This is a genomic window from Methylobacterium sp. WL18, assembly GCF_008040015.1.
Classification (GTDB): domain Bacteria; phylum Pseudomonadota; class Alphaproteobacteria; order Rhizobiales; family Beijerinckiaceae; genus Methylobacterium; species Methylobacterium mesophilicum.
On sequence record NZ_VRVD01000171.1, the window covers coordinates 1 to 8,489 of the forward strand.

Annotated in this window: 11 protein-coding genes; 8 read left to right on the forward strand and 3 right to left on the reverse strand. The window is 70.4% G+C overall.

Annotated elements, in window-relative coordinates:
- Nucleotides 1-487: adenosylcobinamide-GDP ribazoletransferase (locus FV228_RS14040; protein ID WP_187277748.1), on the reverse strand; the 487-nt coding region annotated here is incomplete at its 3' end.
- Nucleotides 488-619: 132 nt separating this feature from the next.
- Between FV228_RS14040 and cobT the strand changes: the two genes are divergently transcribed.
- The 3 genes from cobT (at nt 620) to queC (ending at nt 2,971) form a co-directional block, all read left to right on the forward strand.
- Complete coding sequence (gene cobT, locus FV228_RS14045; protein WP_147855189.1) at nt 620-1,672, forward strand: nicotinate-nucleotide--dimethylbenzimidazole phosphoribosyltransferase; 1,053 nt, start codon at nt 620-622, stop codon at nt 1,670-1,672.
- Nucleotides 1,673-1,905: 233 nt separating this feature from the next.
- Nucleotides 1,906-2,262: a 6-carboxytetrahydropterin synthase QueD gene (gene queD / locus FV228_RS14050; RefSeq protein ID WP_147855190.1), complete on the forward strand. Its 357-nt coding sequence runs from the start codon at nt 1,906-1,908 to the stop codon at nt 2,260-2,262.
- Nucleotides 2,252-2,971: a 7-cyano-7-deazaguanine synthase QueC gene (gene queC / locus FV228_RS14055; RefSeq protein ID WP_147855191.1), complete on the forward strand. Its 720-nt coding sequence runs from the start codon at nt 2,252-2,254 to the stop codon at nt 2,969-2,971. The genes queD and queC overlap by 11 nt, the downstream gene beginning before the upstream one ends.
- On the opposite strand, the gene FV228_RS14060 is transcribed toward queC, so the two are convergent.
- Nucleotides 2,958-3,524: a TetR/AcrR family transcriptional regulator gene (locus FV228_RS14060; protein WP_147855192.1), complete on the reverse strand. Its 567-nt coding sequence runs from the start codon at nt 3,522-3,524 to the stop codon at nt 2,958-2,960. The genes queC and FV228_RS14060 overlap by 14 nt on opposite strands.
- Nucleotides 3,525-3,652: 128 nt before the next feature.
- On the opposite strand from FV228_RS14060, the gene FV228_RS14065 reads away from it, so the two are divergent.
- From FV228_RS14065 to panB, 4 genes are all read left to right on the forward strand, one after another.
- Nucleotides 3,653-4,624, forward strand: a complete 972-nt coding sequence (locus tag FV228_RS14065; RefSeq protein WP_147855193.1) for a quinoprotein relay system zinc metallohydrolase 2 — start codon at nt 3,653-3,655, stop codon at nt 4,622-4,624.
- 41 nt (nt 4,625-4,665) lie between these two features.
- Nucleotides 4,666-5,484 (forward strand): quinoprotein dehydrogenase-associated SoxYZ-like carrier, encoded by an 819-nt coding sequence (locus tag FV228_RS14070; protein ID WP_147855194.1) that lies wholly within the window; start codon nt 4,666-4,668, stop codon nt 5,482-5,484.
- A 2-nt stretch (nt 5,485-5,486) separates the two neighbouring features.
- The gene (locus tag FV228_RS14075; RefSeq protein WP_147855195.1) at nt 5,487-6,083 is read left to right on the forward strand and encodes a rhodanese-like domain-containing protein; all 597 of its coding nucleotides are present in this window, start codon (nt 5,487-5,489) and stop codon (nt 6,081-6,083) included.
- A gap of 314 nt (nt 6,084-6,397) precedes the next feature.
- The gene (gene panB / locus FV228_RS14080; RefSeq protein ID WP_147855196.1) at nt 6,398-7,216 is read left to right on the forward strand and encodes a 3-methyl-2-oxobutanoate hydroxymethyltransferase; all 819 of its coding nucleotides are present in this window, start codon (nt 6,398-6,400) and stop codon (nt 7,214-7,216) included.
- Between the two features lie 15 nt (nt 7,217-7,231).
- On the opposite strand, the gene FV228_RS14085 is transcribed toward panB, so the two are convergent.
- A complete protein-coding gene (locus tag FV228_RS14085; protein WP_187277749.1) occupies nt 7,232-8,101 on the reverse strand; it encodes a LysR family transcriptional regulator in 870 nt (289 codons plus the stop codon).
- 77 nt (nt 8,102-8,178) lie between these two features.
- On the opposite strand from FV228_RS14085, the gene FV228_RS14090 reads away from it, so the two are divergent.
- Nucleotides 8,179-8,489: YbfB/YjiJ family MFS transporter (locus FV228_RS14090; protein ID WP_147855198.1), on the forward strand; the 311-nt coding region annotated here is incomplete at its 3' end.

The following is an 8,489-nucleotide window of genomic DNA, read 5'->3' on the forward strand; positions in this document are numbered from 1 at the left end:
GGATCAGCGCGGTCGCGGCCGCGTAGCCGGCGCGGTCGAGGAGCGTCGCCAGCGCGCCGATGCGCAGGGCGAGCGCCAGGACCAGGGCCGCCCCGCCATAGGCGCCAATCCGGCTGTCGCGCATGATCTCCAGGCGCCGTTCGAGCGTGGCGCCGCCCCCGAAGCCGTCGGCGACGTCGGCCAGGCCATCCTCGTGGAGCGCGCCCGTGGCCAGCACCATGACGGCCACCGCCAGGGTCGCGGCCAGGAACGGCCCCAGCCCGATCCACCAACCCACCGTCAGCGTCAGGGCGGCGGGAAGAGCGAGGATCAGGCCGGCGAGGGGCAGCATCCGGGGCAGGGCGGTGAAATCCGGGACCCGGTGCGGATCGGGCTCGCCGGGCAGTTGCGGCACGGGCAGGCGGGAGTAGAACCGCAGGCACCCGGCGAGGTCGTAGAGGGCGCCGCGCCCGGGCCAGTCGGCCTCCCCGCCGGTCTGCCTGTCCATCGCGGTCTCTCCCCCACCGCCCCCGGCGGGGCGAGCCGATCGCGAACGGTCGGGCGGCACAGGATCACTATAGGCGCCCCGATACGCCGCCGTCTCCCCGTTCGCGGGCGCCCACAGGAAATCATCGCCGCCATGACCGACCCCGTTAAGTCCGACGCCGCAAAGACAGATCCGGGCCCGTTCGACGACATCCGCAACCTGCTCAAGGCGATGCCGGGCCCCGACCGGGACGCGCAGGAGGCAGTCGCCGCCCGGGACGCGACCCTGACCAAGCCGGCGGGCTCGCTCGGGCGGATGGAGAGCCTCGTGTCCTGGCTGGCAGCCTGGCAGGGCAAGGCACCGCCGAGCCTCGACCGGCCGCTGGTCTGCGTCTTCGCCGGCAGCCACGGGGTGACGCGCAAGGGCGTCTCGGCCTTCCCGGATGCGGTCAACCGCCAGATGCTCGACAACTTTGCGGCCGGCGGGGCGGCGATCAACCAGATCTGCGCGGCCTACGGGCTCGGCTTCAAGGTGTTCGACCTGGCCCTCGACATGCCGACCGGCGACATCACCGAAGGCCCGGCCCTCGACGAGCGCGCCACCGTGGCGACCATGGCGTTCGGCATGGAGGCGGTGGCCGCCGGCACCGATTGCCTCGGCATCGGCGAGATGGGCATCGGCAACACCACGGTGGCGGCCGCCCTCTACGCCGCCCTGTTCGGTGGCGAGCCCGCCCACTGGGTCGGGCGCGGCACCGGCGTCGATCAGGACGGCCTGGCCCGGAAGGTTGCAGCCGTGGAGGCGGCGCTCGCCCACCATGCCGGCCATCTCGGCGACCCGCTCCAGGTGCTGGCCCGGCTCGGCGGCCGCGAGATCGCCGCCATGGCCGGCGCGATCCTGGCCGCCCGACTGCAGCGCATCCCGGTGGTGATCGATGGCTACGTCGCCACCGCGGCAGCGGCTTTGCTCCACGCCGTGGACCCGACCGCACTCGACCATTGCCTGGCCGGCCACGTCTCGGCCGAGGGCGTCCACGCGGAGGTGCTGGAACGGCTTGGCCTGGTACCACTGCTCGCACTGGGGATGCGGCTCGGCGAGGGCTCCGGGAGCGCCATGGCAATCGGTCTGCTCAAAGGCGCGCTCGCCTGCCACACCGGCATGGCGACCTTCGCGCAGGCTGGGGTTTCCGGGAAGAGCGGTGGGTAGGCGCGCGAACCACGATTCGATGCTATATCGGGCGGACCCGATAACGGATCCGTCGATCCCGCGTTCCTCCCACCAGATCACCTCATCCTGAGGTGGCGCAGCGAAGCGGAGCCCTCGAAGGAGAGCCCCAGGACTCGCGGCGATCCCTGGAGGGCTCCTTCGAGGCCCGTCGATCTCCGATCGCCGGGCACCTCAGGATGTGGGGCGCGGGCGGGATCGCTACGAAAAAAACGATGAACATCACCCAAGCCTTCACCTTCGAGGCGGCCCACCGGCTACCGAACGTGCCCGCGACGCATCGCTGCCACCGGATGCATGGGCATTCCTACCGCGTCGAGCTGACCGTCTCCGGGCCGGTGGATCCGCATACGGGTTGGGTGATCGACTTCTACGATATCGAGAGCATCTTCGGGCCGCTGCTGGCGCGGCTCGACCACCATTGCCTCAACGAGATCGAGGGGCTGGAAAACCCGACCGCCGAGAACATCGCGGCCTGGATCTGGCAGCGGCTGCGGCCGGACCTGCCGGGGCTCGCCCGGGTGCGGGTCGCGGAGACGCCGATGTCCTGGGCGGAGTACGATGGCGACTGACGCTGCGATCATCGGCGACCGATCGGCGCTGGTCCTGTTCTCCGGCGGCCAGGATTCGGCCACGTGCCTCGCCTGGGCGCTCGACCGGTACGACCTTGTCGAGACATTGGGCTTCGATTACGGCCAGCGACACCGGGTCGAGCTCGACCGCCGGGCCGTCCTGCGCGCCGGCATGGGCCGCGTCCAGCCGGCCTGGACCTCCCGCCTCGGGGACGACCACACGGTCGCGCTCGATGCTTTGGGAAAAATCTCCGAGACGGCGCTGACCCGGGATGCCGAGATCGGGTTCGAGGCGTCGGGCCTGCCCAACACCTTCGTGCCCGGCCGCAACCTCGTGTTCCTGACCTTCGCGGCGGCGCTCGCCTATCGGCGCGGCATCCGGCACGTGATCGGCGGCATGTGCGAGACCGATTATTCCGGCTATCCCGATTGCCGGGACGACACGATCAAGGCGCTGCAGGTGGCGCTCAACCTCGGCATGGAGCGCCGGTTCGTGCTGCACACGCCGCTGATGTGGCTCGACAAGGCGCAGACCTGGGGGCTGGCCGAAGCTCTGGGCGGGCGCCCGCTGGTCGAGCTGATCGTGGAGGACAGCCACACCTGCTACCTCGGCGAGCGCGGGGCGCGGCACGCCTGGGGCTACGGCTGCGGCACCTGCCCGGCCTGCCGGCTGCGGGCGGACGGGTTCGCGCGGTTCATCGCGGCCTGAGGCCGTCCACCAGCACGGCCAGAGTCCCCGAAAAGGCCGCCGGGCTCGCGAACAGCCGCTCCATCAGCAGTGCCCCCTCCAGCGTGGCGATGACGTAGCGGGCGAGCACAGCCGGTTCCTGGCCCGGCTGGACGCTGCCGTCGGCCTGCCCCTCACGCAGGATCGTTTCCAGCCAGGCGAGATGCGTTTCGAAGAACGCCGCGATGTCGGCGCGCAGGCGCTCGGGCAAGGCCTCGCCCTCGATGGCCAAAGCCGCGCACAGGCAGCCGAGCCCCTGCTCGACGCCGCCGAGATAGAGTCGGCCATAGGCCACGATCCGGCCGGGACCGTCCGGCACATCGGCGCAGATCGTCGTGAGCGCGGCGTCGTAGCGGGCCGCGTAAGCCGCCACCAGGGCGGCGCCGAGATCGACCTTGGTGGGGAAATGGTGGTGGATGCTCGCCTTGCGGATGCCCACCGCCTCGGCGAGATCGGCGTAGCTGAAGCCGGCATAGCCGCGCCCCCGGACCAGAATCTCGGCTTGGTTCAGCAGCTCGGTCCGTGTGTCTCGCATCGGTCAGACATCGTTTCTGCGGCTCGCGTGAACGTGTGACCGTCCGGGGCCCGCCCCCCAACATGCCACTTGACCACCGAAAGATCTACCTACTTAATGGTAGGCAACAAGACCAGGGAGGTTCCGGCATGACGGCGTCCGCCGTCCATCCAGGCGAATCCGCCGGTGCGGGCTGCACCCTGTCGCGACGTCACGCCCTGTTCGCCGGCCTCTGCCTATGCTGCCTGCCGAGTCTCGGGCGCGCCGCCGAGGGCTTCGCGATGGAAGAGGTCGGCCCCGGCATCTTCATGCGCCAGGGCCTCACGGCGGACGCTTCGCCGGACAACGCCGACGCGATCGCCAATATCGGTTTCCTCGTCGGCCGCGATGGCGTGCTCGTGACCGAGACCGGCGGCAGCCTGGTGGACGGCCAGTGGCTGCGGGCCGAGATCGCCAAGCGCACGCCCAAGCCGATCACCCACGTGGTGCTGACCCATGTCCATCCGGACCACGTGTTCGGGGCGGGTGCCTTCGTGCAGGACAAACCAGTGTTCATCGGCCACGCCAAGCTCGCCGAAGCGCTGGGCGCACGGGGCGAATTCTACCGTCAGCGCCTGATCGAGATGCTCGGCGAGGCGCGCACCGGGCCGGTGGTCTACCCGACCCTCAGCGTGGCCGACACGGCGGAGATCAACCTCGGCGACCGGCGCCTGACCTTCACGGCGCACGGGCCGGCCCATACCAGCTGCGACCTGTCGATGCGCGATTCCGCCAGCGGCCTGCTGTTCCCCGCCGACTTGCTGTTCGTGAACCGGATCCCGTCGCTGGACGGCAGCCTGCGGGGCTGGCTCAAGGAAATCGAGCGGCTGAAGGCCATGGGGGCGACCCGGGCGGTGCCGGGCCATGGGCCGGTCTCGGTCGATCTCGCCCCGGCACTCGACGACTTGAGCGGCTACCTGACCGCCCTGCGCGACGGCACCCGGGCGGCGATCGCCAAGGATGTTTCGATCGAGAAGGCGGTGGCCAGCGTCGCCCGGGACCAGCGGGACAAGTGGGCCCTGTTCGACACCTATCACGGCCGCAACGTCACCGTGGCCTATCAGGAACTCGAGTGGGAATAGTCGCTCGAACCTCCATATTGAGACCAACCGGGAGAAACGCCATGACGCTCAAGACCGCCCACGCGGCAGCGCTCGCCCTCATCCTTGCAACCACCGCCCTGTCGGGGCCCGTCCGGGCCGCCGGCGCCTCGGACACCGAGCAGGAGCGGACCGCGCGCTGGCAGGAGATCGCCAAGTCGATCTTCGGCGACCGCGCCATCGAGACCACAGACAGCCTGGTGAAGATCGATGCGCCGGCGCGCGCGCTCGACGCCGCCCTGGTCCCCATCACCCTGACCATGCCGCAGGACGGGCAGATCAAGGCCGTGTCGCTGATCATCGACGACAACCCGGCGCCCTACGCGGCCCGGTTCGAGTTCGGGCCGGCCGCCGACCCGGCGGAGTTGAAGCTCCGGGTGCGGGTCAACAACTATACCGACATGCACGCCGTGGTGGAGACCCAGGACGGCAAGCTCTACGAGGCCAAGCAGTTCGTGAAGGCGTCCGGCGGCTGCTCGGCCCCGATGGGCATGAGCGACGAGGAGGCCATGAAGGGCATGGGCGACATGCGGATGAAGTTCGCCGAGACGAAGGCCGGCAAGCCCGTGGAGGCGACGCTGATGATCCGCCACCCGAACTTCTCCGGCATGCAAATGAACCAGGTCACCCGCGACTACACGCCGGCCCGCTACATCGACAAGCTCACCGTCTCGGCCGGCGACCGCAAGGTCTTCACGATGACGGGCGACATCTCGATCGCCTCGAACCCGGTGATCAACTTCGCGTTCAAGCCTGACGGCAAGCCGCTCCAGGTCGCGGCGAGCGACAATGCCGGCGGTAGCTGGCAGCACAGCTTCACCCCGCCGAGCCCGACGAACTGACCATGCGGCGCGCATCCCTGATCGGTCGGCTGGCGGCGGCGTTCGCCGCCGTCGGCTGCCTCGCCGCCGCACCGGCCGATTCCCCCGTCAACGTGCCCGAGCCGGAGGGGCTCTATGCCGGCCCGCCCAAGGGCTACACCCCACAGACCCTGAAGGGCGCCGCGGTGGTCGATGCCGACGCGCTCGCCGCCCTCATGGCGGGGCCGGACAAGCCGGTGCTGATCGACGTCGCCGCCCCGGACCGCAAGCCGTCGAACTTCCCCGAAGGCCGCCTCTGGCTGCCGGTGCATCCCTCGATCCCCGGCTCGGTCTGGATGCCGCTGGCCGGGGCCGAGCCGATCGCCCCCGAGCGGGAGGCCCTGTTCTACGCCCGGGTCGCGGAGCTGACCGGCGGCGACACGGCTAAACCCGTCGTGGTGTTCTGCCATGTGGAGTGCTGGGGTAGCTGGAACGCGGCCAAGCGTCTGGTCCGCAAGGGCTATACCGGCGTGCGCTGGTTCCCCGAGGGCGTCGAGGGTTGGCAGGAGACGCACGAGACCGCGACCCTGCGCGAGGACCCGGCCTGGAAGGCTGCGGCCGAACCCCAGGCGGGGCGCTGACCCGCGGGGCGGGGCGGTGTATGAGGAGTCGCATGAAGCGGAACGCGTCCCTCCTCTCGTGTGGTCTAGCGGAGCAGACGTGTCTCCCTCCCCCCTCTGCGGGGGAGGGTGGCCCCCGAAGGGGGCCGGGAGAGGGGAGCGACGGCTCAGGATTGGGCTCTGGCCTGCAGGCTTGGAACGCCCTTTCCTGAAACCGGGCTCCCCTCTCCCGACCCGGCCTGACGGCCGGCCCACCCTCCCCGCAGAGGGGAGAGGGAAACGTGGTGTTTCGGGCGCCATCCGCCGACCCCGATGAGCCGAAAGAGGTCCGAACCATGTCGCAGGTCGTGCAGTCCCGCCGGCTCCGAGCCATCGACATCGGCAAGCGCAAGGCCGAGGGGCGCAAGATCATCGCGCTCACCGCCTACCACGCCCACACCGCCGGCATCGTCGATCCCTATTGCGACTTCATCCTGGTGGGCGACTCGCTCGGCATGGTGATGCACGGGATGGAATCGACCATTCCGGTGACCCTGGAGATGATGATCCTGCAGGCGCAGGCGGTGATCCGCGGCACCGCCAAGGCGCTGGTGGTGGTCGACATGCCGTTCGGCTCCTACGAGGCGAGCCGGGAGCAGGCCTTCCTCAACGCCGCCCGGGTGCTCAAGGAAAGCGGCGCGGGGGCGATCAAGATGGAGGGCGGGGCGCATTTCGCCGAGACGGTGGCCTTCCTAGTCCAGCGCGGCGTGCCGGTGATGGGCCATATCGGCCTGACCCCGCAGGCGGTGAACACGATGGGCGGGTTCAAGGTCCAGGGCCGGGCGCCGGACGACGAGCGCCGCCTGCTGGAGGATGCCCGCGCGATCTCCGAGGCCGGGGCCTTCGCGATCGTGCTGGAGGGCATCGTCGAGCCGGTGGCGCGAACCATCGCCACGTCCCCGCAGGTCGCCGCCGCCACCATCGGCATCGGCGCCTCGGCGGTCTGCGACGGGCAGATCCTGGTGCTGGAGGACATGCTGGGCCTGTCCGAGCGCACCCCGAAATTCGTCCGGCAGTTCGGGTCGCTGCGGGCCCATATCGAGGATGCCGTGAAAGCCTACGCCGACGCCGTGCAGGCCGGTCGGTTCCCGGCGGACGACCACACCTACGGGTAGGGGCGAACACGCGCCCTACGCCGGCGCGCTGGTCCCGGCCGCATCGGGCAGCAGCATCGTGAGCGCGCGCAGGGCCGCGCTGGCCTCCCCCTTCCAGACCAGGCGGGTCCAGTTAATGCGCAGGTGCGACGGCAGCGGATGGCGCTCGATCGCCGTGCTCATCACCGCGTTGTCGAGCACCGCCGCCGGCACGATGGCGATACCGGTGCCGGCGGCCACGCATGCCACGATGGCGTGGTACGAGCTCATCTCCAGAACCCGGTCGTAGGACGCCCCGTCCTCCGCCAGCCACGCGATCAGGCGCTGGCGATAGGAGCAGCCGTGCGGGAACGCCACCAGGGTCCGCCGGCCGGTGCCGGTGCCGATCCCGGGCGCATTCCGGCCGGTGATCAGCACCAGCTCCTCGTCGAAGGCCGGCACCGACGACAGGCTCGAGTGATCGAACGGTTCGGAGACGAAGGCCGCCTCGATCTCGAAGCGCTCGAGTTGCCGGAGCATGGCGCGGCTCGTCCCGGTCTGCAGCTCGATCGTGACGTCGGGGAACTGGGCGTGGAAGGCCGACAGGATCGGCGGCAGCCGCGCCCCCGCCGCGCTCTCCAGCGAGCCCAGGCGCAGGACGCCGCGGACCACGCCGCTGCGCAGCTCCTGTTCGGCCAGATCGGCCATCCGCAGCAGCGTCTCGGCATGGCCCAGGAGAATGCGCCCCGCCTCGGTAAGGTTCAGGCTGCGGCCCTCGCGGCGGAACAGGGCCACGCCCAGACGGGCCTCGAACTGCTTGATGCGGGTCGTCACGTTGGACGGGACCCGGTGCAGCCGCGTCGCCGCCCGCGTCACGCCGCCCTCTCGGACCACACAGCGGAAGATGTCGAGGTCGTCCAGATCCATCGTTCTCATCAAGAGAACCGTACGTCACAAAAATTCATTTTCCAAGAACGCCCCGCGGGTGTTCAAGGGGTGCCGACATGAGTACGCTCCCGCACGCTCCGACCGATCCGAATCGCCCGCCCTGGCCAATCGTCGCCAGCGGCCTCGTCGCCCTCGCGGTCGCGATGGGGATCGGCCGGTTCGCGTTCACGCCCCTGATGCCGCTGATGATGCGCGACGACACCCTCACCGCCGCCGCGGGCGCCGAATGGGCCGCGGCGAATTATGTCGGGTACTTGGTCGGTGCGCTGACGGCCCCCTGGTTCGCCCGCGCTCCGCTCCGGGGCCTCCTGCTCAGCCTCGCCGGCGTGGCGCTGACGACGGTGGCGATGGCGGCGGCCGATCACGC

What these genes read in the sequence shown, in the direction of transcription:
- cobT (WP_147855189.1), top strand. Translation starts at nt 620, where the DNA reads ATGACCGACCCCGTTAAGTCCGACGCCGCAAAGACAGATCCGGGCCCG.
- queD (WP_147855190.1), top strand. Translation starts at nt 1,906, where the DNA reads ATGAACATCACCCAAGCCTTCACCTTCGAGGCGGCCCACCGGCTACCG.
- queC (WP_147855191.1), top strand. Translation starts at nt 2,252, where the DNA reads ATGGCGACTGACGCTGCGATCATCGGCGACCGATCGGCGCTGGTCCTG.
- FV228_RS14060 (WP_147855192.1), bottom strand. Translation starts at nt 3,524, where the DNA reads ATGCGAGACACACGGACCGAGCTGCTGAACCAAGCCGAGATTCTGGTC.
- FV228_RS14065 (WP_147855193.1), top strand. Translation starts at nt 3,653, where the DNA reads ATGACGGCGTCCGCCGTCCATCCAGGCGAATCCGCCGGTGCGGGCTGC.
- FV228_RS14070 (WP_147855194.1), top strand. Translation starts at nt 4,666, where the DNA reads ATGACGCTCAAGACCGCCCACGCGGCAGCGCTCGCCCTCATCCTTGCA.
- FV228_RS14075 (WP_147855195.1), top strand. Translation starts at nt 5,487, where the DNA reads ATGCGGCGCGCATCCCTGATCGGTCGGCTGGCGGCGGCGTTCGCCGCC.
- panB (WP_147855196.1), top strand. Translation starts at nt 6,398, where the DNA reads ATGTCGCAGGTCGTGCAGTCCCGCCGGCTCCGAGCCATCGACATCGGC.
- FV228_RS14085 (WP_187277749.1), bottom strand. Translation starts at nt 8,101, where the DNA reads ATGGATCTGGACGACCTCGACATCTTCCGCTGTGTGGTCCGAGAGGGC.